Below are 25299 nucleotides of genomic sequence, written 5' to 3'. Positions count from 1 at the left end.
TCAAGCATTTTCGGATGTCGGCTTTATCGCCACTTACGTGTAGGAAATATCTGTAGGCAGCGACGATTTGTCGCAGATCTTATTCTTTGTTGATTGAACGTTCAATCAAAACAAAATAGAATGGCCCTCAATCCGATAAGCGTTATTCGCCCGTCGGAAGGCCTAAGGAGATGTGCAAGATGCCCAAGGTCGGTATGCAACCCATCCGCCGCCAACAACTGATCGAAGCCACTTTGCAGGCGGTTGATCAGGTCGGAATGGGGGACGCCAGCATTGCGCTGATCGCCCGTTTGGCCGGTGTCTCGAATGGCATCATCAGTCATTACTTTCAGGACAAGAACGGCCTGATTGCCGCCACGATGCGGTATCTGATGAACGTCCTCAGCGAGAACGTCACCGCGCGCCGTCAGGCGCTGGCAGATGACAGCCCACGGGCGCATTTGCAGGTGATCATCGAAGGCAACTTCGACGCCAGCCAGGTCAATGGCCCGGCAATGAAAACCTGGCTGGCCTTCTGGGCCACCAGCATGCACCAGCCGTCTTTGCACAGGTTGCAGCGGATCAACGATCACCGTCTGTATTCCAACCTGTGCTGCGAATTCCGCCGTGTGTTGCCGCTCGAAGATGCGCGCAGCGCAGCGCGTGGCCTGGCAGCGTTGATCGACGGTTTGTGGTTGCGCGGCGCACTGTCGGGAGACGCTTTCGACACGGCGCAGGCGCAACAGATCGCTTACGAATACATGGATTTCCAATTGGCCAAGCAGGTGAGCTAGAGCACACAGAAAACGCTCGGCCCCTGAACCGCCACCGCAGCCTCATCGCGGTGGTCAACGCCAACAACCAATGCACTTGCGAGGACACTATGGCCCGTTTCGAACTGCAAAAACTCTACATCGATGGCGCGTACTCCGACGCTGGCAGCGATGCCACCTTCGAAGCCATCAACCCGGCGAACGGTGAAGTCCTCGCCCAAGTGCAACGTGCGACCAAAGAAGACGTCGAGCGCGCTGTGGTCAGCGCCGAAAAGGGCCAGAAAATCTGGGCCGCGATGACCGCCATGGAGCGTTCGCGCATCCTGCGCCGCGCCGTCGACATCCTGCGCGAGCGCAACGATGAACTGGCTGCTCTGGAAACCCTGGACACCGGTAAAGCCTTCTCCGAAACCAAGTACGTCGACATCGTCACCGGCGCTGACGTGCTGGAATACTACGCAGGCCTGGTGCCGGCCATCGAAGGCGAGCAGATTCCACTGCGCGACACTTCGTTCGTCTACACCCGTCGCGAGCCGCTGGGCGTCGTGGCCGGTATCGGCGCGTGGAACTACCCGATCCAGATCGCGCTGTGGAAATCCGCTCCAGCCCTGGCCGCCGGTAACGCGATGATCTTCAAGCCAAGCGAAGTCACCTCGCTGACCACCCTGAAACTGGCTGAGATCTACACCGAAGCCGGCGTACCGAATGGTGTGTTCAACGTTCTGACCGGCAGCGGCCGCGAAGTCGGCACCTGGCTGACCGAGCACCCGCGCATCGAGAAGATCTCGTTCACTGGCGGCACCGACACCGGCAAAAAAGTAATGGCCAGCGCTTCGGCTTCGTCGCTCAAAGACGTGACCATGGAACTGGGCGGCAAATCCCCGCTGATCATCTGCGACGACGCCGACCTCGATCGCGCTGCCGACACCGCAATGATGGCCAACTTCTACAGCTCCGGTCAGGTCTGCACCAACGGCACTCGAGTGTTCGTACCGAGCCACCTGAAAGCCGCTTTCGAAGCCAAGATCGTTGAGCGCGTTGCGCGCATCCGCATCGGCAACCCGGAAGACGAAAACACCAACTTCGGCCCGCTGGTCAGCTTCCCGCACATGGAAAGCGTGCTGGGCTACATCGCCAAGGGTAAAGAAGAAGGTGCCCGCGTCCTGTGCGGCGGCGAGCGTCTGACCGACGGCGAATTCGCCAAAGGCGCATTCGTTGCGCCAACCGTGTTCACCGATTGCACCGACGACATGACCATCGTTCGTGAAGAAATCTTTGGCCCGGTCATGGCGATCCTCTCCTACGAGACCGAAGAAGAAGTGATCCGCCGCGCCAACGACACCGACTTCGGCCTGGCCGCCGGTATCGTCACCAAAGACCTGAACCGCGCTCACCGCGTGATTCATCAACTGGAAGCCGGTATCTGCTGGATCAACGCCTGGGGCGAGTCCGACGCAAAAATGCCGGTGGGCGGTTACAAGCAGTCGGGCGTTGGCCGTGAGAACGGCATCAGCTCGCTGAACAACTTCACTCGCATCAAATCGGTACAGGTCGAGCTGGGCGATTACGTCTCGGTGTTCTAAGACCGAGTCTTGTATTGCTCGCGAGGCCGCCTTCGCGAGCAGGCTCGCTCCCACATTGGAACAGTGTCTCCTGTGGGAGCGAGCCCGCTCGCGATTCGAGTGCAAAGCACTCGTCAGGCCCGACCTGACCAACTTCAAAGAGGGTGCATTCAATGTCCCAAGAATTCGATTACATCATCATCGGTGCCGGCTCGGCCGGTAACACCCTGGCGACCCGTCTGACTGAAGACGCTGGCGTCACCGTTCTGCTGCTCGAAGCAGGCGGCCCGGATTATCGTCTGGACTTCCGTACGCAAATGCCCGCCGCACTGGCGTTCCCGCTGCAAGGCCGTCGCTACAACTGGGCCTACGAAACCGATCCAGAGCCACACATGGACGGTCGCCGGATGGAATGCGGTCGCGGCAAAGGCCTCGGCGGCTCTTCGCTGATCAACGGCATGTGCTACATCCGCGGCAACGCGATGGACTACGACAACTGGGCCAAGCTGCCGGGCCTTGAAGATTGGGACTACCTGAACTGCCTGCCGTATTTCCGCAAAGCGGAAACCCGCGACATCGGCCCGAACGACTACCACGGTGGTGAAGGCCCGGTCAGCGTGACCACGCCTAAGGCGGGCAACAACCCGTTGTTCCACGCCATGGTTGAAGCGGGCGTACAGGCCGGTTACCCGCGCACCGAAGACTTGAACGGCTACCAGCAGGAAGGTTTCGGCCCGATGGACCGCACCGTGACGCCAAATGGCCGTCGTGCGTCCACCGCCCGGGGCTACCTTGACGTTGCCAAAAAGCGTTCGACCCTGACCATCGTCACCCACGCCCTGACCGACAAGATCCTGTTCGAAGGCAAGCGTGCCGTTGGCGTGCGCTACCTGGTCGGCGACGCTGAAGAGCGTGTTGAAGTCAAAGCGCGCAAAGAAGTCCTGCTGTGCTCCGGCGCCATTGCTTCGCCGCAGATTCTGCAACGTTCCGGTGTAGGCCCGGCAAAACTGCTGGAAAGCCTCGACATCCCGGTTGTTCACGATCTGCCGGGCGTGGGTGAAAACCTGCAGGATCACCTTGAGCTGTACCTGCAATACGCTTGCACCCAACCGGTTTCGCTGTACCCGTCGCTGCTCTGGTACAACCAGCCAGCCATCGGTGCCGAGTGGCTGTTCAACGGCACCGGTATCGGCGCCAGCAACCAGTTCGAAGCCGGCGGTTTCATCCGCTCGCGTCCGGAATTCGAATGGCCGAACATCCAGTACCACTTCCTGCCGGTCGCGATTAACTACAACGGCAGCAACGGTGTGAAAGAGCACGGTTTCCAGGCGCACATGGGTTCCATGCGTTCGCCAAGCCGTGGTCGCATCCAGGTCAAATCCAAGGATCCGCGTCAGCACCCGAGCATCCTGTTCAACTACATGGCCACCGAGCAGGACTGGCAGGAATTTCGCGATGGCATCCGCCTGACCCGTGAAATCATGCAACAGCCGGCACTGGACGCCTTCCGTGGCCGCGAAATCAGCCCGGGCATCGAAGTGCAAACCGATGAGCAACTGGACAAGTTCATCCGTGAGCACGCCGAAACCGCGTTCCACCCGTCCTGCTCGTGCAAGATGGGCACTGACGAGATGGCTGTGGTCGATGGCGAAGGTCGCGTGCACGGCATGCAGAGCCTGCGTGTGGTCGATGCCTCGATCATGCCGATCATCACCACCGGCAACCTGAACGCGCCGACGATCATGATCGCCGAGAAAATCGCCGACAAGATCCGTGGCCGCAAGCCATTGCCGCGTAGCACCGCTGCTTACTACGTTGCGGGCGATGCACCGGTGAAAGGCAAGCCGATGCGTGATATCACGCCGGTTGCTCAGTAAGACTTGATACCGAGGCGCGGCCTTCGTCGGAACGCCGCCCGGAGACAAGCCCGCTCCCACATTTGATTTGTGAACGACGCAGATCCAGTGTGGGAGCGAGCCTGCTCGCGAAGGGGCCCTTACATTCAGCACAAATTCCCTCGCTGGACAGTAAATCCTCCTACACCCCCTCGTCACTTGATCCTACCCCCACGCAGGCCTACTCTAGACCTCGCGCAACCGTTTCACCTCTCCCGCCGAATCGCTATGCCCCGCCACTCCATAACAAGGAGGTTTCCGAATGTTCGATTTCCACCCCCAGCTCAAGCAGCGCTTCGCTGCCTTGCGCACGGGCGCTGAGTTTTTTTCCCTGCGGTATGTGCGCGAGTCCGGCCAGTACCTGTCGGTGCGCAAGAACGTTGCCGAGCCGCCGAGCCTGGGCCGCGACGAAGGTGCGATGCTCACCGTGCGTGTCAACGGCGTCGAAGCCTACGCCGCGACCAACGACCTCTCGCAACGAGGCCTGCAAGCCGCCCTTGAGCGTGCCGAACTGCAGGCCCGGGCGATCAAACCCCATGCCTTGCTCGACCTGCGCGATCAGCCGGTGTCGAGCGACCGCGCTGATTACTTTTCACCCAATCTCGAGCAACCCTTCCCGTCCCTGAGCGAATGCTTCGAGTTGCTCGGCGCGGAATCCGCCTCGGTGCCAAAGGATGAGCGCCTGGTGAATTGGGAAGTGAGCATTGGCATCACCCACGTCGAGCAAATCTACCTGAGCAGTGCCGGCGCCGAACTGCGCCAGGCCCAGCGCTTCGTCTACCCGGGCCTCGACGTCACCGCCTACGACGGCAACGATAGCCAGACCCGTAGCCTCGGCCGCGAGAACTTCGGCCAACAGGGCGGCGCTGACGTGATCAGCCGCTGCGGCCTGGTCGGCGCCGGTCCGCAGGTTGCCGATCAGGCCCTGCAACTGCTGCTCGCGCCAAACACCCCGCAAGGCCCGCGCGACCTGCTGCTGATGCCCGATCAAATGATGCTGCAGATCCACGAATCCATCGGTCACCCGCTGGAGCTCGACCGCATTCTCGGTGACGAGCGCAATTACGCCGGCACCAGTTTCGTCAAAGCCAGCGACTTCGGCAGCCTGCAATATGGCTCGAAACTGCTCAATGTGACCTTCGATCCGGGCATCCCCGAAGAGCTCGCCAGCTACGGCCATGACGACGACGGCAGTAAGGCCAGCAAACAATTCCTGATTCGCGAAGGCCTCTTGCTGCGCCCGTTGGGCGGTGCGCTGTCGCAGTTCCGCGCAGGGCTGGACGGTGTTGCCAACAGCCGCGCCTGCGGCTGGAACCGGCCGCCGATCGACCGCATGGCCAACCTCAACATCGAGCCGGGCGACCAGCCACTTGAACAGATGATCAAGGGCATCGAGCACGGCATTCTGATGAGCACCAACCGTTCGTGGTCGATTGACGATGCGCGTAACAAATTCCAGTTCGGCTGCGAATGGGGTCAGTTGATCGAGAACGGCGAACTCAAAGGCGTGGTAAAAAACCCCAACTACCGGGCGATTTCCGCGCACTTCTGGAAGAGCCTGCGCGCCGTCGGCGACGCCAGTACCGTCAAGGTGCTGGGCACGCCGAACTGCGGCAAGGGCGAACCGAACCAGGTGATCCGCGTCGGCCATGCTTCGCCGGCCTGCGTATTCAGCAACGTTGATGTATTTGGGGGGGACGCCTGATGGCTAACGTAAAGAGTCAGGCTGAGGCCTTCAAGGTTCTGGTCAACTGGCTGCGCGATACGGTGCGCGAGCCCGAGCAGTTCACCCTCAGCTACGCCGCCGAATCGTCGGCGTTCGTGCGTTTCAACCACGCCAAAGTGCGGCAGGCCGGGCAAGTGCAGCAGGCCGACGTCGGCCTGAAACTGGTCAACGATGGTCGCCATGCCGACTTGTACATCACCCTGTCGGGCGATCTGGAAGCCGATCTGCAACGCCTCGCCGAAGGCCTGCAACAACTGCGCGAAACCCTGCCGTTGCTGCCACAGGATCCGTACCTGCTGCTCAACCACAACGGCTGGCAGAGCCAGAACGTGCAGGAGCATCCACTGCCGGACACCGAACAGGTGGTTGATGAAATCTGCGCCGCCGCTGAAGGTCTGGACCTGGTCGGTTTCTACGCCGCTGGCCCGATCAGCCGCGGTTTCGCCAGCTCTTCAGGTGCCTTCGGCTGGCATCAGGCGAATAGCTTCAACTTCGACTTCAGCCTGTTCCACGAGAACGGCGAGGCCGTAAAGGCCAGCTACGCCGGGCACGACTGGAGCAGCGAAGGTTTTGCCAAACGCTTCCAGCAGGCGCGCGAGCAACTGGCGTTTCTGGGTCGACCATTGCGCACGCTGGCGCCGGGACAATATCGCGCTTATCTGGCACCGGCAGCGCTGGAAGAGATCATGGGCATGCTCAGCTGGGGTGGTTTCTCGGCGCAGTCGATTGCCAGCAAAAGCAGCCCGTTGCAGAAGCTGTACGTGGGCGATCAGACGTTCAGCCCATTAGTGTCACTCGATGAAAAAGTCAGTGAATCGTTGAGCCCGGCGTTTTCCGGCGAAGGTTATCCGCGCAGTGATCTGCGCTTGATCATCGAGGGCAAGGCCGGTGAGCAACTCGTCGGATCGCGCAGCGCGGCTGAATACGGTCTGACGGCCAACGGCGCCAGCGGCGGTGAATCGCCAAGTGCGTTGAACATGGCCGCCGGTGATCTGTCGCAAGCGGAGATCCTCAAGCAATTGGGCACCGGGCTGTACATCAGCAATCTGTGGTACCTGAACTTCTCGGATCAACCGGCGGCGCGCTTGACCGGCATGACCCGGTTTGCGACGTTCTGGGTCGAGAACGGCGAAATCCAGGCGCCGGTCAGCACCATGCGTTTTGACGACAGCGCCTACAACCTGCTCGGTTCGCAGCTGGAAGCGCTGACCGCCGAGCGCGAGTTGTTGCTGTCGGCGAGCACGTATAGCCAGCGCAATACTTCGTCGGCATTGTTGCCGGGGGCATTGGTGAGTCGACTGACCCTGACCCTCTAAGACAAAGATCTCCAGAACACTGGAGATCTAATGTGGGAGCGGGCTTGCTCGCGAAAGCGATTTGTCAGTCGCTATTGAAGGTGACCGATACACCGCATTCGCGAGCAAGCCCGCTCCCACCCAAAACCAAACCGCGCTCGACCATGGATATGCATTAACCCAACCACCAGAGGTTCCATGCCCAACCGCCCGCCTCTCGACGCCATCACCGCCCGCTGGTTGCCGTGGGTCGTCGCCATCGCGTTCTTCATGCAGTCCCTCGACGGGACAATCCTCAACACCGCCCTGCCGGCCATGGCCCGGGATCTGGCGGAAGACCCGTTACGCATGCAAGGCGTGGTCATCGCTTACATGCTTACCGTGGCCCTGCTGATCCCCGCTTCCGGCTGGATCGCCGACCGCTTCGGCACCAAGAAAATCTTCTTCGGCGCGATCCTGCTGTTCAGCCTCGGCTCGCTCCTCTGCGCGTTGTCGAGCAGCCTGAGCATGCTGATCGGCGCCCGGGTCATTCAGGGTCTGGGCGGTGCGCTGATGCTGCCGGTCGGACGGCTGGTGGTTTTGCGCGCCTATCCGCGATCGGAACTGGTGCGGATCATGGGCTTCATCACCATTCCCGGCCTGCTCGGCCCGTTGATCGGCCCGACGATGGGCGGCTGGATGGTCGAATACCTGACGTGGCACTGGATCTTTCTGATCAACCTGCCGGTCGGCGTCATCGGTTGTTACGCGGTATGGAAATTCATTCCCGACCTGCGCGGCACTGAGCGCACGCGCTTCGATAGCCTCGGCTTCCTGCTGTTTGGCGCGGCGATGATCCTCATCACCATCGCCATGGAAGGCCTCGGCGAACTGCACCTGCCGCACTTGCGGGTGATGTTACTGTTGTTCGGTGGCATGGCGTGTCTGGCGGCGTACTGGCTGCGCGCCGGGCACATCGAAAACCCATTGTTCGCGCCGTCGCTGTTCAAGACCCGTACCTTTGCCGTTGGCATTCTCGGCAACCTGTTCGCCCGCCTAGGCAGCGGCGCCTTGCCGTTTCTGGTGCCATTGCTGCTGCAAGTGGCGCTGGGCTATTCGCCGTCGCAAGCCGGGATGAGCATGCTGCCACTGGCCGCTGCGGCGATGATCGCCAAGTGGGTGGCGCGGCCGCTGATCGAACGCCTCGGCTATCGCATTGTGCTGACCGCTAACACGCTGGCGCTGGGCCTCATGCTGGCGAGCATGGGCCTGGTCAGCGAGCAGACGCCGTATTGGTTGCTGCTGTGCCTGCTGGCGGTGCTCGGCGCGATCAACTCGCTGCAATTCACCGCGATGAACACCGTGACCCTGATCGATCTGGATGACGCCAGCGCCAGCAGCGGCAACAGCTTGCTCTCGGTGGTGGCGCAGTTGTCATTGAGTCTCGGTGTGGCGTGCGCCGGTGCATTGCTCGGTGGTTTTACGGCGGAGATCGGCAACGATGGCGTGGAAACCGTGCTGGGTGCGTTCCAGTTAACCTTTGTCACCGTCGGCATCATGACGATGCTCGCCGCGACGATCTTCTCGCAACTCTCGAAAGAAGACGGCCGGCGCGCCAAACGGCCGGAAGAACACATCGAACATTAATCGCTGTTCGTCCAGAACTTTCGAGGAAAGTGGCCCGGGGCTGCTACACTGCGCGACATTTTGTTTTGCAGGCCAGTCCCGTGACCACCATCGCCACCGCTTTTAATACTCTGCCGCTGTCCGCCGCCATGCTGGCTAACCTCGAATCCCTCGGTTATGCCCAGATGACGCCGATCCAGGCGCAGAGCTTGCCGGTGATCCTCAAAGGGATGGACCTGATCGCCCAGGCCAAGACCGGCAGCGGCAAAACCGCTGCATTCGGCATCGGCCTGCTCAACCCGATCAACCCGCGCTATTTCGGTTGCCAGGCACTGGTGATCTGCCCGACGCGTGAGCTGGCCGACCAGGTCGCCAAGGAAGTTCGTCGTCTGGCCCGTGCCGAAGACAACATCAAGGTCCTGACCCTGTGCGGCGGCGTGTCGTTTGGCCCGCAGATCGCTTCGCTGGAACACGGCGCACACATCATCGTTGGTACTCCTGGCCGCATCCAGCAGCACCTGCGCAAGGGTTCGCTGGTGCTTGATGGCCTGAACACGCTGATCCTCGACGAAGCTGACCGCATGCTCGACATGGGTTTCTACGACGCCATCGAAGACATCATCGTCAAGACCCCGGAGCGTCGTCAGACCCTGCTGTTTTCCGCCACTTACCCGGTGGGCATCAAGCAACTGGCCTCGAAATTCATGCGTGATCCGCAAACGGTCAAGGCCGAAGCGTTCCACGATGACACGCAGATCGAGCAGCGTTTCTACGAGATTTCCCCGGAAGACCGCATGAGCGCAGTGACCAAAGTCCTGCACCACTTCCGCCCGGCGTCCTGCGTGGCGTTCTGCTTCACCAAGCAGCAAGTGCAGGAAACCGTCGATCACCTGACCGCCAAAGGCATCTCCGCCGTCGGCCTGCACGGCGATCTGGAACAGCGTGACCGCGATCAGGTGCTGGCGATGTTCGCCAACCGCAGTACTTCGGTACTGGTCGCCACCGACGTCGCCGCCCGTGGTCTGGACATCGATGCGCTGGACATGGTGATCAACGTCGAACTGGCCCGCGATTCGGAAATCCACATTCACCGCGTCGGTCGTACCGGTCGTGCCGGCGAGAAAGGCATTGCCATCAGCCTCGTTGCACCGGGCGAAGCACACCGCGCGCAGGCCATCGAACAACTGCAGAAATCGCCGCTGAACTGGGATCAGGTCGACAACCTCAAGTCCCAGGGGCTCGCCCCGCTGCAGCCGCCGATGACCACCCTGTGCATTGGCGCTGGCCGTAAAGACAAAGTACGTCCGGGCGACATTCTCGGCGCACTGACCGGCGACGCCGGGATTCCGGGCGCCCAGGTCGGCAAGATCGCGATCTTCGATTTCCAGGCGTATGTGGCGGTTGAACGCACCGTGGCCATGCAGGCCCTGCAGCGCCTGAACGACGGCAAGATCAAGGGCCGTTCGTTGCGCGTGCGTATCTTGTAAACGATCTGCTGCCCGACAGAGATCAAATGTGGGAGCGGGCTTGCTCGCGAAGAGGGAGTGTCAGACAACATCAATGTTGACTGATATACCGCTTTCGCGAGCAAGCCCGCTCCCACATTGGCCTTCGGTGAATATTGAATTCTTTGTGAGGACACCGTTTTGCGCTCTACCGAAGTCGTGATCATTGGCGCTGGCGCCGCAGGGTTGATGTGTGCACTGACCGCCGCCGGGCGTGGGCGTCAGGTGTTGCTGCTCGACCATGCGAACAAGGCTGGCAAGAAAATCCTGATGTCGGGCGGTGGCCGCTGCAATTTCACCAACATGTACACCGAACCGGGCAATTTCCTCTCGCAGAACCCGCACTTCTGCAAATCCGCACTGGCGCGTTACACCCAGTGGGATTTCATCGGCATGGTCGGCAAACACGCCGTGCCGTACCACGAGAAGAAACTCGGTCAGTTGTTCTGCGATAACAAATCCAGCGATATCCTCGAAATGCTCCTCACCGAGTGCGATCAAGTTGGCGTCGAACTGCACCTCGACACCTCGATCCAGACGATCGAGAAAGTCGAGAGCGGTTACCTGCTCGACACCGCCCTCGGCCAGATCCAGTGCCAGTCGCTGGTGATCGCAACTGGCGGTCTATCGATCCCGACGCTGGGCGCCACCGGTTTCGGTTATCAGGTGGCCAGACAGTTCGGCCACGAGTTGCTGCCGACTCGCGCCGGTCTGGTGCCGTTCACCATCACCGATCAGCTCAAGGAATTGTGCACCGAGTTGTCCGGGACTTCGGTGGATTGTCTGGTCAGCTGCAACGACCAGAGCTTTCGCGAGAACATCCTGTTCACCCATCGCGGGCTCAGTGGGCCGGCGATCTTGCAGATTTCCTCGTTCTGGGAATCCGGCGACACCGTCGAGATCAACCTGCTACCCGATCACGACGCCGCCGCGTGGCTGCAACAGCAAGTGGCCGAACGCCCGAACAGCGAGCTGAAAACCCTGCTCGGCGAGATCTTCACCAAGAAGATGGCCAATTTGCTGGCGGACAACTGGTTCGTGTCCAAACCGATGAAGCAGTACACCCATGCGGAACTGGCGGAGATCGCTGACAAGCTGGGCAGCTGGAAAGTCGTGCCGGCCGGCACTGAAGGCTATCGCACCGCTGAAGTGACCCTCGGTGGCGTCGATACCCGCGAAGTGTCGTCCAAGACCATGGAATCGCTGAAAAGCCCGGGCCTGTACTTCATCGGCGAAGTGCTCGACGTGACCGGCCACCTGGGCGGCTTCAACTTCCAGTGGGCCTGGGCGTCCGGCTACGCTGCCGCGCAGTACGCTTAACTGAAGGCCAAATACAAAACACTGTGGGAGCGAGCCTGCTCGCGAATGCGGTGTACCAGTCGACATCAATGTTGAATGACACACCGCTTTCGGGAGCAAGCCCCCTCCCACATTGTTATGTGTGATGCAGTAAGGAACACTTTTTGCTGTCAGATGTGATCGGCGCCATTGCGTCGGCGTCATTACTGGCTCAATTTAGCGGCATCGCCTCGGAAGGCCTTCGCACTTCATGTCCTCGACCTCGTTTCGTCAGTCTTTGCGGCGCCTGTGGGCGCTGGATAAATTCAGCTACAGCGTGCGGGTGTTCATCGCCCTGACCGGCAGCATGGCGCTGTGTTGGTATCAGGATGAAATGGGCCTGCTGATCCCGTTGTTCCTGGGGATCATCGCCAGCGCCCTGGCCGAGACCGATGACAGTTGGCAGGGCCGCCTCAACGCACTCGCCGTGACGCTGGTGTGTTTCAGCATCGCTGCGCTGTCGGTGGAATTGCTGTTCCCCTATCCCATCGTCTTTGCCATCGCTTTGGCCCTGGCCAGTTTCGGCCTGACCATGCTCGGTGCGCTCGGCGAGCGCTATGGCGCGATTGCCTCAGCGACGTTGATTCTGTCGGTGTACACGATGATCGGCGTTGATCAGCGCGGTGGCGCGGTCACCGATTTCTGGCACGAACCGATGCTGCTGGTGGCCGGTGCGGCGTGGTACGGCCTGCTCTCGGTGTTGTGGCAGGCAATGTTCTCCAACCAACCGGTGCAGCAAAGTCTGGCGCGATTGTTCCGCGAACTGGGTTTTTACCTGAAGCTGAAATCGTCTCTGTTCGAGCCGATCCGGCAGATGGACGTCGAAGCCCGGCGTCTGGAACTGGCCCAGCAAAACGGCCGCGTGGTGGCGGCGCTGAACAGTGCCAAGGAAATCATCCTGCACCGGGTTGGCAACGGTCGCCCCGGCTCGAAAGTCAGCCGCTACCTGAAGCTGTACTTCCTCGCCCAGGACATCCACGAACGCGCCAGCTCTTCGCACTACCCGTACAACGCGCTGGCCGATGCGTTCTTCCACAGCGACGTGCTGTTCCGCTGCCAGCGCCTGCTGCGCCAGCAAGGCAAGGCCTGCCGGGCGCTGGCCGAATCGATCCAGATGCGCCAGCCATTCGTCTACGACGCCAGTTTCGCCCAAGCCCTGAGCGACCTCGACGCCTCTCTCGAACACCTGCGTATCCAGAGCAATCCGGCCTGGCGCGGCCTGCTGCGCTCGCTGCGCGCACTGGCCGCCAACCTCGGCACGCTCGACCGTTTGCTCAGCGACGCGAGCAACCCCGACGCCTTGGCCGATGCGACCGACAGCAGCCTGCTCGACCGCTCGCCGCGCAATCTGAAAGACGTGTGGGTTCGCCTGCGCACGCAACTGACACCGACTTCATTGCTGTTCCGCCATGCCCTTCGTTTGCCGCTGGCGTTGAGCATCGGCTACGGCATGGTGCATTTGATTCACCCTTCGCAAGGCTACTGGATCATCCTCACCACGCTGTTCGTCTGCCAGCCGAACTACGGCGCGACGCGACGCAAACTCGGTCAGCGGATTCTCGGCACCGCCATCGGCCTGACCATCGCCTGGGCGTTGTTCGATCTGTTCCCGAGCCCGCTCGTGCAGTCGTGCTTCGCCATCGCCGCCGGGGTGGTGTTCTTTACCAACCGCACCACCCGTTACACCCTGGCGACCGCCGCGATCACCATCATGGTGTTGTTCTGCTTCAATCAGGTCGGTGACGGTTACGGGCTGTTCCTGCCGCGACTGTTCGATACCTTGCTCGGCAGCCTGATCGCCGGCCTGACGGTGTTCCTGTTCCTGCCCGACTGGCAGGGTCGGCGCCTGAACAAAGTGCTGGCCAACACCCTGACCTGCAACAGCATCTACCTGCGCCAGATCATGCAGCAATACGCCGCCGGCAAGAGCGATGACCTCGCTTATCGCCTGGCCCGACGCAATGCGCACAATGCCGATGCAGCGCTGTCGACGACGCTGGCAAACATGCTGATGGAGCCGGGGCATTTCCGCAAGGAAGCGGACGTCGGCTTCCGCTTTCTGGTGCTGTCGCATACTTTGCTCAGTTATCTGTCAGGGCTGGGCGCGCATCGTGAGACGCAGCTGCCGGCAGAGGTGCGCGAGCATCTGATTGACGGTGCGGGTGTGAGCCTCGCGGCGAGCATTGATGAAATCGCTCAAGGGCTGGCGAGCAAGCAGCCGATTGCGATTCAGAGTGATGAGGAAGAAGCGCTGGCCAATGAGCTGGAACAGATGCCAGATGAGATTGATGAGGGGCAACGGCTGGTGCAGACGCAACTGGCGTTGATCTGCCGGCAGTTGGGGCCGTTGCGAACGTTGGCGGCGCACCTGATCAAGGATACCAGTGAGGTCAGCGCTGGCTGAAAGGACGCCTTCGCGAGCAAGCCCGCTCCCACACTGGATTTGTGCACGACACAGAACTCCTGTGGGAGCGAGCCTGCTCGCGAAGAGGCCATCAGACACATAGTAAATTCAGGATCAGCACCTCACATCCCATGCTGCCTCAGCAGCCGGTCATAACTGCCATCCGCCTTCATCGCCGCAATAGCCCGATCAAACCCCGCGACAATCTGCTCATGCTGCGGATTCTTCAGGCTCACCAGTATATGCAGGCTGTTCTCGCTCAACGGCTTGGGCAAAAACTCCACGGCATTGCGCACCTTGGCTGATTCGCGCGCCAGGTAATACCGCGCCACATGCTCGTCCTCCAGCGTCAGCTTGACCCGATCCGCCGCCAACATGCGCACGCCCATGGCGAAGTTATGCACAGGGACTTTCTGCAACGCCGTATCGGCCTCGAATGGCGGCGAGTAGGCGTAACCGCGCACCACGGCAATCGGATAGGTGTGCAGTTGTTGCAGGTTGTTGTATTCGAGGGGGGTGTCTTTGCGTTTAAGAAAACGGATGCGGTTGACCAGATACTCAGCGGAAAACTGCCCGAGCTTCGTCCGCTCGTCGTTGTACCAGGCGTTGACCAGCACGTCGTAACGGCCCTCGCCGACGCCCAGCAGTGCCCGCGCCCACGGCACCTGCTCGTAACCGCTGGCATAGCCCGCCCGCGCCAGCGCGGTGCTGACGATGTCGGTGGCCAGACCGCCGTTGACCAGCGTGTCGTCGGTAAAGGGTGGCCAGATATCAAACACCAGCCGCAGCTTTTCGGCGGCAGCGGTTTGGGCCAGCAAGAGCAATCCGATCAAAGCAAAGGCTCGATGCAGTCGTGGCATGCTTGAAAATCCTTAGCGGGCGGCACGCCCGGCGTGTTTTCAGTCAAAACCCCAAGGCCCCTTACCGGCAAAACCCAGGCCCTAACATTAGCTCATTGCAGCCAGTGCACAGCGCTCTCCAGCAGATTACACAAAGAAGACACGGGTGCGAGAAAGGAATGATGGCAATTTGACCTTTGTCACAGACTCTTACGCCATACAGACATCTACGGGCGCTGCGCTTAGTATCGGGCGACACGTTCAAGGAATCGAAAAATGACAATCGAATGGGTTTGCAAACATCACAGCGATTTGGGCAAAGAGCAGTTGTATGCCCTTTTGAAGTTGCGCTCGGAAGTGTTCGTGGTCGAACAGAAATGCGCGTATCCAGACCTCGACGGCCAGGATCTGGAGGGCGACACCTACCACCTGATGGGTTGGGAAGATGACCAGCTGATGGCTTACCTGCGCCTGCTGGATCCGGAATCCCAGGGCGGCGACGTGGTGATCGGCCGCGTGATCACCGCGCCGCAGGGCAGAGGCAAAGGGCTGGGTCACGAGATGATGGAACAGGCGCTGAAACAGGCCGAGAAGCATTGGCCGCAGGTGCCGATCTATCTCTCGGCGCAGGCGCATTTGCAGGGGTATTACGGTAAGTACGGGTTTGTCGTGGCGGGTGAGGAATATCTGGAGGATGACATTCCGCATATCGGGATGCGTCGTTCTTAAGGACCCTTTCGCGAGCAAGCCCGCTCCCCCATCTGGAATGCACTCCCCTGTGGGAGCGTGCTTGCTCGCGAAGGCGTCAGCTCAGGCCAACACCTTTCACGGATATTCCAGCACCGCTTTTATCTGCCGCAAATTGCGCTCAATCCACCCCCGGTCAATCGCCCCCCACTCACGAATCCGATAACGCCCGGCATGATTGCGTGCGCCCTCTTCCTGCTCGAACTCGCAAACGATATCCAGATCCGCCAGCGCGGCAATCGTGTCCTGCGCCGTGCGCCGGGGCATGCCGGTGACTTCGGTCAATGCCGGTACGCTGGGCGCCAGGCCGCTGTCGATCAGGTAAGCCACATAGAGGCGCCGGTAGAAACTGCTTTTGGTCTTGCTTACGTCCATGCATGCACTCCGAATCGATTAAAGATCAAAAGATCGCAGCCTTCGGCAGCTCCTACAGGTGCGTGCAATCTTTTGATCTGGAACTTCATTGCAAATCCCGCCAGGTCAGGTACACCCGCAGATCAAACTCGATCTGGTGATACCCCGGCAGCATGTGCTCGCACAATTTATAAAACGCCTTGTTGTGATCCGACTCTTTGAAGTGCGCCAGTTCATGCACCACGATCATCTTCAGAAAATCCGGCGCGGCGTCCTTGAACAACGAGGCGATACGAATCTCTTTCTTGGCCTTGAGCTTGCCGCCCTGCACGCGCGAAACCGTGGTGTGCAGACCGAGGGCGCGATGGGTCAGGTCGAGGCGATTGTCGAACAGCACTTTGTCGATGGCCGGCGCATTACGCAGGTATTCCTGCTTCAGATCCAGCGCGTAGCTGTACAGCGCCTTGTCGCTCTGCACGTCATGCCGGCCCGAATACCGCTGATCCAGGTATTCACCCAGACGCCCGTCGGCGATCAGTTGGCGCACCTGATCCTGCAATTGCGCGGGATAGGCCTGGAGGTACTTCAACACAGTCATGGACGGGCAGCACGGTTCAAAAAGGTGCGCCAGTGTAGCGAATTCAACCGGGCAGCGCGCTCCAGTCGAACGGTTCGGCGAAGGTGGCGGCGTCCTCGGCGATCAATGGCCGCGCCACCAGGAAGCCCTGCACGTACTCACAGCCGTGGGCTTGCAGCCATTGGTATTGCTCGATGGTTTCGACGCCTTCGGCAATTACCAACAACCCGTATTGCTTGCACAGACTGATCACTGTGCTCACCAGCGAAGCGTCCCGCGCCGAGTCCGGCAATCGCGCAATCAGATGGCGGTCAAGCTTGAGTGTATCCAGTTCCAGGTCACGCAAGTGCGCCAGCGAACACGGCCCGGAACCGAAGTCATCCAGCGCCACGCGCACCCCGAGATTGCGCAACAGACGCAACTGCTTGCGGGTTTCGTCGGGGTTTTGCATCAACGCCTCTTCGGTGACCTCGACCTCCAGTTGCCGTGGCTGCAAAGCATGCCGCTCCATGACCTGACGCAGCTCGGTGACCAGATTCGGCAGGCTGAACTGGGTGTTGCTCAAGCTCACGCCAAGCACCAGGTCTTCGGCAAACAGGGTTTCCCAGGCTTTGCGCTGCCCCGCGCCACGATGATAAATCCAGCTGCCGAGGCGACTGATCAACCGCGCTTCTTCCAGCAACGGCAGGAACAGCCCCGGTGGAACATCGCCGACGCTCGGATGCTGCCAGCGCAACAGCGCCTCAAAGCCACGAATCTGGCCGCTGTCGATGGCCACCTGCGGTTGATAGACCAGGTTGAAATCACGGTTTTCGATGGCGCTGCGCACGCTTTCTTCCAGCATCAAACGCGAACGCGCCCGCCCGTTCATTTCGTGGTCGTAGAAGCGATATTGCTGGCGACCGGCACGCTTGGCTTCGTACATGGCGATGTCCGAGGCACGCAGCAGCCCATCAAGGTTCGATCCGCAATCCGGGTAAGTCGCGATGCCGATACTGGCACCCAGCGCGATGTCCAGCCCTTCGATTTGCTGACAGATCGACACCCGCTCGATGAGCTTCTCGGCAATCTTCGCCGCTTGCTCGGGAAACTCCAGATCCAGCAGCGCGGTGAACTCATCGCCGCCCATGCGCGCGAGAATGTCGAACGGCCGCAGACACGCCTTCAACTGCTCGGACACCCAGCGCAATACACGGTCGCCGGCATCGTGACCGAGGGAATCGTTGACCCGTTTGAACCCGTCGAGATCCAGATACAGCAGCACCCAACTGCTGTCGTTGCGCTCACCGCGCAGCAGCAGGTTTTCCACGGTCTGGTAGAAACCGCGACGATTGAGCAAACCGGTCAGCGGGTCGGTAACGGCCTGAAACTCCAGCTGCTGATGCAGATGGCGCACCACCGACATGTCCAGCACCGTCACCACCATCGCCTGTTGCTCAGAAGGCAACGGTGCGCAGGACAACGCCACCGGCACCTGCTGGCCGGGGGCGGTGCGCAACAGGGCATCGTGCAGACGCAGGGTTTCGCCACGCAGATAGCTGCTTTTGAATTCGGAATCGGCCCACAGCGGGATGTGCGGTTTCTGCAGGTAATCGAGAAACTCCTGACCCTCCAACTCCTTCACCGGCGCATTGAGCAGCCGTGAAATGGCCGGATTGGCAAAGCGGATCAAGCCGTCCTCGCCCAACACCAGAATGCCCTCGGCGGCGTTATCCAGCACCGAGGCATTAAATGCCCGCGCCACCTCCAGATCGCGAGTCAGTTGCTGCAAGGCCCGGCGGTTGCGCTGATGCTCCAGCAACGCCTGCACTTTGGGTTTGAGGATCTGCGGATCGAATGGTTTGAACAGGTAATCCACCGCGCCGCTGGCGTAGCCCTTGATCACCGCGTCCTGGGATTGCTCGTTGGCGGTGAGGAAGATGATCGGCGTGAGCCGTGTGCGCTGACTGCCACGCATCAGGCGCGCGACCTCGAAACCGTCCATGCCCGGCATCTGCACATCCAGCAACACCAGATCGACGTCGTGTTCCAGCAACATGTTGAGCGCCTCGAATCCGGAGGCGGCGGTCAGCACGTGCCAATCCTGACGCTGCAACAACGCGCGCATGCTGATCAGGTTTTCAGGGTAATCATCAACGATCAAAAGGACAGAGTTGCCTTCACCTGGCTGGGGTTGCGCGCATTCCATGCTGCTTCTCTTGTCGGGACTACAGGCGGTTTTCCGGCTAAAACCGTACACATACTGAGCCATCACTCTAGTCGCGGATCGACGAAAGCAGTAGCTATCATCAGGCCATCATTTAAACAAAGCCGCGACTTGCCGACTAACGGTCACCGCTGTAGCCCGCTGAAACCGGTACAGATGGCATTTCGACAGGATGTTGACGTCAATCATCTGCCAAACGGGCGTTAACAAAATCCCCCTCTACGCTTATAAAGGCCGCCCCAAAACGTGCGGGCTAGAGCTTCTGGCACGTGCGTGCAGTGAAACTTGAGTGGAAGAACCGACATGATCGATCTCGCAACCTGGAACCTCAGCGTTCCCGTTGGCAGCCCGCCCTACACCGTCGAAACCTCCAAACTGGTGAACGGCTTCAAGGATCAGTACTTCCATTCCGACACCGGCACCTTGTTCTTCTGGTCACCGGTGACCGGGTCGAAAACCGAAAACGCCATCTACCCGCGCACCGAACTGCGCGAGACCTTCAGCAACGGCACCCTGCGCAACTGGTACTACCCCGATGCCGACAATTCACTGCGCGCCACCGTGACGGTGAACAAAGTACCCAGCTCCGGCAAAATCGTCATCGGCCAGATCCACGCTTACGAAAGCCAGAAGCCGATGGTCAAACTCGAATACCAATACAAGACCAAAACCGAAACCGGCAACCTGGTGATAAAGGTGCGCATGCACCCGGATGACGACGAAAGCCGCGTCATTACCCTGGCCACCGGAATCAAGCTGGATCGCGAATTCAACTACCTCATCCACCTAAGCCCCGGCGGCGCGCTCGGCATCAGCGCGGCGGGTTATCAGTGGGACAGCCAGATCAGTGCGACCTGGCGCAATAAACCGCTGTATTTCAAGGCCGGGGTGTATGTGCAGGACAACACCGGCTACACCAGCGAAGGTGGCCAGGTGACTTTCAGCAAACTCGACATCGATCACGACAAATAACCCAATCCCACCCTGCATTTAAACGGGGTTGTTTAGACTGGTCGGCGGTTACTTCCGGATGCCTACAACAGCTTGCGTCGTTGCCTACCACTGCGCCAGAATCCGCCGGCTTGTGCGCCTGTCGGGCCATCGGTAACTTGATTCGCATCACTGATTTCCAGTGATCGGGTTTAGTAGCCCGTGGTGTTTTTCAGTTATGTGCAAAGCGCATCCGTCGGTTATTGCTGTCCGATTTGATGGTGGCTGTGTGCAGGGCGCTTCGGCGCGCCGGTAAATGCTGAATACTCCCCGGTCTACTAACCTGCGCACAGCTGCCACCCTTCTTTTAGTAGAGAAGACGAAGCGGCTCTATCAGGAGTTTTCAGCTAATGATCAAGTCAACGCCACACCCGCCGGTCACCGACCCGGCCTCCCCCTACGAATCCCTCAATTCCAAAAAACTCCACGACGCCGCCGAGCGCGCCCTGGACCACTACCTCACCCCCGCCGCCCAGATCATGGCCAGCACCAACAACCCCGAACCCATGTACCTCGCCAACCCGAAGTACAACACCGAGTCGCTACTGGCCAACGCCTGCGAAACCCTGGGCTCAGCCAGCGAAATGCTCAACAACTTCGCCGCGATGCTCGACACCTCACACCGCAAGACAGCGCTGGGCATTGCGCAAGTGGTAATGCTGGGTGAACTGGCAGTGAATCAGGCGCTGGATCATGTGGAGTTAAAGGAGAAGTGATCGCACGGTTAAACAACGCGGGCGAACGGGTCCCACGAAAATCCGCCTTCGTACAGTCTGACTCAGCGGGGTTCGACATCACCGCCTGATCGCTAAACATTAATAATCTGCTGCAAAAAGAACCCGCATTTCTGCGGGTTCTTCAGCGGCGCGCTTACTTCTCCTTCTTCGGTAGAAGGATAAGTGTGTGCCGCTTTACTTTTGCGCCTTCTGTTTTCGAATCATCTGAAGGACTATCCGGCTTCGAATTTTCGGGTTTTTCGTTATTACTCATCGCTATGCACTCCGTTACGAGGTGAAGCTTGATCTTTCAAGAATTACTGGACTCCGTCTACTGTCAAACCTGACAGTCCTTGAGAGCTATTTAGAATAAACATAAAACGGCTTATCGCCCAATTCGAGCTCAAATTGTACGGCCAAAATCGCTCCGTAGCTTTACGGGGACAAATTTCCACTCAAGGAGGATTTTTATTAAACATACAGCATTATCAGAAATACATCAGCTTATTCACCGCGCAAAAAAGACAGTCTTCACTTTAGTAGCAGCAACGTTCTGCCCATTGCCATTGAAATAGGACAATCTCGCCTGATAGGTTCCATAATAAATAACGTTTGCCGCGTAAAGATCAACATATATAAATGCAGGCGTCGTAAACGCAACCGGACTCGCTGAAGATGATTTAATGATAGTTAACGAAACGCTCCCATAGACTTTCCATGGATGGCTCGATCCCGAGAGAGGCTTACCTTGAGCGTCAAGAATCGGGCGCATCATAAGCTCACATTTAAAAGGGTCCTGGAGAAATAAAGGGGGATCCTCAACGGGATGCGCTTCAATCTCTAGTTCAGAGGAAGGACCGCAGCTCGGGTGAAAAACCGTAATCGAACCAGCAGGCGCACCGTTTGGAGCGGGGTCCACTATTGGCCCCATACTAAAGTATTTGTCGTCCAGCAATATAAAAGCCATATTTTTCTCCTGTCTATCAAGATAATCTGCTGCCCACCTATAGAACCTAAACAACAAACCAAAAGAACTGCTGGCAGGCCGCTCTTTTCAACACACCCAAGTGATAGCTCAACCTCAACTGCCTCACAACTGTCATAGTTGACAGTTGACAAAAACCCAAAAACGACCGACAGCCACGACAATTTCGCAATCCGCACTCTATATTATTGATAATTAACAAAAACCACGACCCGCACGTCCCTGTTAATTTTTTCATTAGCAGGAGCTTTGAAAATGCCCCCCCAAAAAACTGGACGAGCAGGAAAAGAAGATTTTGAAAACTGTAATTTCTAACAGTTGACAAGCGCAGAAAAATTGATAACTTTTGAGTTTCATTTCATTACGCAGGATACGCATCATGGAAGCGAAATCCACAACACCACCAACAGAGTCCAACTCTGAAGGTCAAAAAGTGAGCGTTGTTATTGAAAACCTGAGCGTGGAAAATCCAACGCCGGGACACAAATATAAAGATGTGATCGAGGGAAGCATACACCACTCTCGAACCAAGATTAGTGAGTACCAAAACCGATATGAATTTATAATCGTAACCTATGAAGAAGTTCTCCCTCCAACAAACAAGAACGGCACATACCTGATCGAATTAAGAAAAATCGAAAGCACTGAATGAACCCAACTAATTAAAACGAAAATGATAATTTAATTATTGGGCCCACACATTGCATGCAACCTAGTCCCCCAAAATGAAAAACCCGCCTTGTCTCGGCGGGTTTACATGCGACCTGAATGCTGAAGCTTAGTTAACCTTGGACCTTTAACGGGACAGATTTATTTATCCCATCTGGCGAACGGTTTTGGATTTTATCATCACAAAACTCAAGTAAAAACATCGATTCCACTGCCATTACGGCATACGGAGAGAGGCCGTAATGGCAACCTTTCAGGCCGGATCAGCCGAAACCTGAAAAATCCGAATGACCCCACACACCACCATCGAACAAAAAAACATCACACAACTGTCAACTTTGACAGGTGACGAGCCACGCCAAGCGTTTTACCCTCACGCAAGAAACAAAAAACAGGTCGGGTCGTTCAAAATCCGTCCCCTTTCCCTACACGGACGTAGGAGGCTATATGCCGAGAACCGCGCGAGTCGTATTACCTCACTATCCCCATCACGTCGTACAACGCGGTCACAACAAGCAGGCCGTGTTCAAAGAACCGGCCGATTTCGAGCGATATCTCAGCGACCTGTGTGAACTGAAAACCCTACTGGATGTGAAGGTCTACGCCTTCTGCCTGATGACCAACCATGTCCATCTGTTGCTTGCACCTGGCGAGTCAGCAGCCAGCCTCGGACAATTGATGAAAAGCCTGGCAGCTCGCATGACCCGCTATCGCAACAAGCTTGAGGGACGCTCGGGCACACTGTGGGAAAGCCGCTACAAATCCAGCGTCGTTCAAACCGATACCTATTTGTTGGCGTGCTGCCGACATATAGAGCTGAATCCAGTGCGTGCTCAAATGGTCGAGCATGCGCAAGACTATAAATGGTCGAGCCTGCAAGTGAGACTGAACGCAACAGACGGGGCTAAGTGGCTGGATGACTATCCCGGTTTCACAGATCTAGGGCCGACTGCGGCCATCCGCAATGATCGCTACATCGAGTTCATGAAGCAGCCTCCCCCACCACAGGAGCTGGAATTGATAAGAAGCGCGCTACAGCGTGGTCAATTGACGGGCAATTCGCAGTTCACTGCTGAGATTGAAGCTATTACCGGGTTGCACATATCAAATCGGCCTAGGGGTAGACCAGCGAAGTGCATAGTAGAAACATAAGAAATTCATAAAAAGGGGGTGGAATTACGGTAAATAAATCCGCCCCTTACACCTAAGATTCGCAGTCAACACTCTTGCCTCTGGCTAATACCTCCCCGTGCAGAGTGCGTAGAACCTTCACCTCCAAGTCATCAGCATGGCCACCATAGCCAAGCTGGGTGCGCTTGCGCGCAACGCGCCATGCCTGGCGCACAAAAAAGAAACCCGCAATTGGGCGGGTTTCATTGTCGAATATTTGACAAGTAAAAAAGAGGCTATGAAACTTTTTACGTTTTTTTACCATGGCATGTTCGGAAGTGCTCCAACCACCTTTTTCGCACCCACACGTACAACATTTTCCTGGCTGATGATTCCACATACCCGTATCTTCGCTATATGTCGGGGGGATGTGTCGCGTCATTAGTGGTGTATCGGGCGTAGAAGGCAAAGCCCCCCCTGCATTTCCGCTTAAACCAATTACAACACAATCATACTTATGATCAAAATCTTCAGCTGCCATTTCTTATCCCTCACCTCATTGAGTTTACAAAGGGGAAAGTTTTATTATCCCCCATTCTTCTGCGGCTCATATGCAAGGCTAGATTGAACAACACGTGCAGTCACCTGTCATAGTTGACAGGGCTTAATATTATTTAGCTATATTAAAAATGTGAAAAGCTAATATAAGATGAGTAACGAGAAGGATTTATTTAATCCGAATCAGCGGTTCAACACTCAAGATAAATAAGTCTGTCCCCTTACCCGTCCTTAGCCCATAGGTTATTTGGTTTGCTTTCAAGTCACTCGATATCGCAAAAAAATATCAGACACTGTCAACTATGACAGGTGACGACCAATAAACCTCAACCTAACCTTACATACGAAACAACAAAACAGTGGAATGGACAAATAAATCCGTCCCATTTAAACGCTCGAAAAAACACGGAGCAGAATACCATGTCAACCAATACCGAATTAAACTCAAGCCCAGAATATTACTTGATCGAAAAAAGCTCAAACACTGCTACAAAAATCATCCCTATTCTATCTGCCTCTTCAGGGAACACTATCACTGGAACCCTCACCGGCAGTAATAAAGAGGAAACATTCTCCAGCCATGAATATGAACTCTATGCAACATCTACAGACGCTATCAAAGAGGGGCAAAACATCAACTTCATATCCAAAACAAAACTACACAGCGCAATCCTATTGGAACTAGAAGGAAAAACCAATACCTTGTACTTCAAACCACATGATAGCGAAGAACTTAAATCAGTTAACATAAAAGAAGCAATATTTGTAGAAAGCCCCTACTTAAAAAAGCTTACACCGAGAACTGCTACTAATATATCCTCCCCTGGATCCCGCTGGGGAGTGGCGCCTGGCGTGGACCCGGGCGGGGTCGCAAAAGTACCGCCCACGGAGATGATCGGTGGTAGGTACCACCACAGCAATTGCAATTGCGTTCCCTTCTGTGGGGGGATGAAGATGGAACGCCCATAATATTTAACTTTCTGAATAAGGGAGTAAGGAGACATATCTATTTTTGAAAAAATAGAAACCCCTCATTTAACTAGCTCACTGTCGCCCCTATTGCAATACCGAATCTTTAGGAGTTTGGTGACTTATTCAAGTGATCCTTAACACTTGCTCAACTTCGTAACGCAAGAAAACACACCCACAAAAAAACCCGTCTTACGACGGGTTTCTTGATTCAGCGATTCAACACTCAGGTTTTAGTTAACCTTGGCGTTCAACTCACCCTTCAGATAACGCTGGTACATCGCTTCCAGTGAGATCGGTTTGATCTTCGAAGCATTGCCGGCGGTACCGAACGCCTCATAACGCGCGATACACACATCACGCATCGCGGTCACGGTGGCGCCGAAGAATTTACGTGGGTCGAATTCGCTCGGGTTGGTGGCCATCAGGCGACGCATGGCGCCGGTGGAGGCCAGGCGCAGGTCGGTGTCGATGTTGACCTTGCGCACGCCGTACTT

At 57.6% G+C, this 25299-nt stretch carries 22 protein-coding genes; 15 read left to right on the top strand and 7 right to left on the bottom strand.

The features are described from left to right. Positions 1-179: 179 nt before the first annotated feature. The 9 genes from betI (at position 180) to yccS (ending at position 14082) form a co-directional block, all read left to right on the top strand. The gene (gene betI, locus CKW18_RS01380; protein WP_095187098.1) at positions 180-773 is read left to right on the top strand and encodes a transcriptional regulator BetI; all 594 of its coding nucleotides are present in this window, start codon (positions 180-182) and stop codon (positions 771-773) included. Positions 774-862: 89 nt separating this feature from the next. Further along, positions 863-2335, top strand: a complete 1473-nt coding sequence (gene betB, locus CKW18_RS01375; RefSeq protein WP_095187097.1) for a betaine-aldehyde dehydrogenase — start codon at positions 863-865, stop codon at positions 2333-2335. A 152-nt stretch (positions 2336-2487) separates the two neighbouring features. After that, positions 2488-4191, top strand: a complete 1704-nt coding sequence (gene betA, locus CKW18_RS01370) for a choline dehydrogenase (protein ID WP_095187096.1) — start codon at positions 2488-2490, stop codon at positions 4189-4191. 280 nt (positions 4192-4471) lie between these two features. Further along, the gene (locus tag CKW18_RS01365; RefSeq protein ID WP_095187095.1) at positions 4472-5914 is read left to right on the top strand and encodes a TldD/PmbA family protein; all 1443 of its coding nucleotides are present in this window, start codon (positions 4472-4474) and stop codon (positions 5912-5914) included. Continuing rightward, entirely contained in the window at positions 5914-7251 is a 1338-nt protein-coding gene (locus CKW18_RS01360; RefSeq protein WP_095187094.1) for a TldD/PmbA family protein, read from the top strand. Before CKW18_RS01365 ends, CKW18_RS01360 begins: the two co-directional genes overlap by 1 nt. 177 nt (positions 7252-7428) lie before the next feature. Then, positions 7429-8856: a multidrug transporter subunit MdtD gene (gene mdtD, locus CKW18_RS01355; RefSeq protein WP_095187093.1), complete on the top strand. Its 1428-nt coding sequence runs from the start codon at positions 7429-7431 to the stop codon at positions 8854-8856. Between the two features lie 128 nt (positions 8857-8984). Then, positions 8985-10322: an ATP-dependent RNA helicase DbpA gene (gene dbpA / locus CKW18_RS01350; protein ID WP_238156321.1), complete on the top strand. Its 1338-nt coding sequence runs from the start codon at positions 8985-8987 to the stop codon at positions 10320-10322. A gap of 159 nt (positions 10323-10481) precedes the next feature. Next, positions 10482-11660: an NAD(P)/FAD-dependent oxidoreductase gene (locus CKW18_RS01340; protein ID WP_095187091.1), complete on the top strand. Its 1179-nt coding sequence runs from the start codon at positions 10482-10484 to the stop codon at positions 11658-11660. A gap of 229 nt (positions 11661-11889) precedes the next feature. Next, entirely contained in the window at positions 11890-14082 is a 2193-nt protein-coding gene (gene yccS, locus CKW18_RS01335) for a YccS family putative transporter (RefSeq protein ID WP_095187090.1), read from the top strand. A gap of 122 nt (positions 14083-14204) precedes the next feature. On the opposite strand, the gene CKW18_RS01330 is transcribed toward yccS, so the two are convergent. After that, entirely contained in the window at positions 14205-14942 is a 738-nt protein-coding gene (locus tag CKW18_RS01330; RefSeq protein ID WP_095187089.1) for an ABC transporter substrate-binding protein, read from the bottom strand. 255 nt (positions 14943-15197) lie between these two features. Between CKW18_RS01330 and CKW18_RS01325 the strand changes: the two genes are divergently transcribed. Continuing rightward, positions 15198-15650: a GNAT family N-acetyltransferase gene (locus CKW18_RS01325; RefSeq protein WP_095187088.1), complete on the top strand. Its 453-nt coding sequence runs from the start codon at positions 15198-15200 to the stop codon at positions 15648-15650. Positions 15651-15746: 96 nt separating this feature from the next. Here the strand turns inward: CKW18_RS01325 and CKW18_RS01320 are convergent, their stop codons facing one another. The 3 genes from CKW18_RS01320 to CKW18_RS01310 form a co-directional block, all read right to left on the bottom strand. Continuing rightward, entirely contained in the window at positions 15747-16043 is a 297-nt protein-coding gene (locus CKW18_RS01320) for a helix-turn-helix domain-containing protein (protein WP_003229005.1), read from the bottom strand. Between the two features lie 85 nt (positions 16044-16128). Further along, positions 16129-16620 carry a M48 family metallopeptidase gene (locus CKW18_RS01315; RefSeq protein WP_095187087.1) on the bottom strand — a complete coding sequence of 164 codons (492 nt, stop codon included), beginning with the start codon at positions 16618-16620 and terminating at the stop codon, positions 16129-16131. A gap of 43 nt (positions 16621-16663) precedes the next feature. Next, positions 16664-18787 (bottom strand): bifunctional diguanylate cyclase/phosphodiesterase, encoded by a 2124-nt coding sequence (locus tag CKW18_RS01310; RefSeq protein ID WP_095187086.1) that lies wholly within the window; start codon positions 18785-18787, stop codon positions 16664-16666. A gap of 321 nt (positions 18788-19108) precedes the next feature. On the opposite strand from CKW18_RS01310, the gene CKW18_RS01305 reads away from it, so the two are divergent. Both CKW18_RS01305 and CKW18_RS01300 read left to right on the top strand, forming a co-directional pair. After that, entirely contained in the window at positions 19109-19777 is a 669-nt protein-coding gene (locus CKW18_RS01305; RefSeq protein WP_095187085.1) for a polysaccharide lyase family 7 protein, read from the top strand. 368 nt (positions 19778-20145) lie between these two features. Next, positions 20146-20511, top strand: coding sequence for a DUF6124 family protein (locus CKW18_RS01300; protein ID WP_095187084.1), 366 nt, complete (start codon positions 20146-20148; stop codon positions 20509-20511). 508 nt (positions 20512-21019) lie between these two features. On the opposite strand, the gene CKW18_RS01295 is transcribed toward CKW18_RS01300, so the two are convergent. Continuing rightward, the gene (locus CKW18_RS01295; protein ID WP_095187083.1) at positions 21020-21478 is read right to left on the bottom strand and encodes a hypothetical protein; all 459 of its coding nucleotides are present in this window, start codon (positions 21476-21478) and stop codon (positions 21020-21022) included. A 397-nt stretch (positions 21479-21875) separates the two neighbouring features. Here CKW18_RS01295 and CKW18_RS01290 point away from each other — a divergent pair, with 397 nt between their 5' ends. Continuing rightward, the gene (locus CKW18_RS01290) at positions 21876-22148 is read left to right on the top strand and encodes a hypothetical protein (RefSeq protein ID WP_095187082.1); all 273 of its coding nucleotides are present in this window, start codon (positions 21876-21878) and stop codon (positions 22146-22148) included. 464 nt (positions 22149-22612) lie between these two features. Next, the gene (locus tag CKW18_RS01285) at positions 22613-23317 is read left to right on the top strand and encodes a transposase (RefSeq protein ID WP_095187081.1); all 705 of its coding nucleotides are present in this window, start codon (positions 22613-22615) and stop codon (positions 23315-23317) included. A 52-nt stretch (positions 23318-23369) separates the two neighbouring features. Here the strand turns inward: CKW18_RS01285 and CKW18_RS29610 are convergent, their stop codons facing one another. Continuing rightward, positions 23370-23816, bottom strand: coding sequence for a hypothetical protein (locus tag CKW18_RS29610; protein ID WP_141233056.1), 447 nt, complete (start codon positions 23814-23816; stop codon positions 23370-23372). 437 nt (positions 23817-24253) lie between these two features. Here CKW18_RS29610 and CKW18_RS29605 point away from each other — a divergent pair, with 437 nt between their 5' ends. After that, on the top strand, positions 24254-24802 hold the full coding sequence (locus CKW18_RS29605) for a hypothetical protein (protein WP_141233055.1): 549 nt from the start codon (positions 24254-24256) through the stop codon (positions 24800-24802). A gap of 233 nt (positions 24803-25035) precedes the next feature. Here CKW18_RS29605 and CKW18_RS01275 read toward each other — a convergent pair. Then, positions 25036-25299: class II fructose-bisphosphate aldolase (locus tag CKW18_RS01275; protein ID WP_256586878.1), on the bottom strand; the 264-nt coding region annotated here is incomplete at its 5' end.

Source organism: Pseudomonas sp. Irchel 3E19 (assembly GCF_900187585.1).
Taxonomy (GTDB): domain Bacteria; phylum Pseudomonadota; class Gammaproteobacteria; order Pseudomonadales; family Pseudomonadaceae; genus Aquipseudomonas; species Aquipseudomonas baetica.
This window is presented reverse-complemented; position numbering and strand designations above follow the sequence as displayed.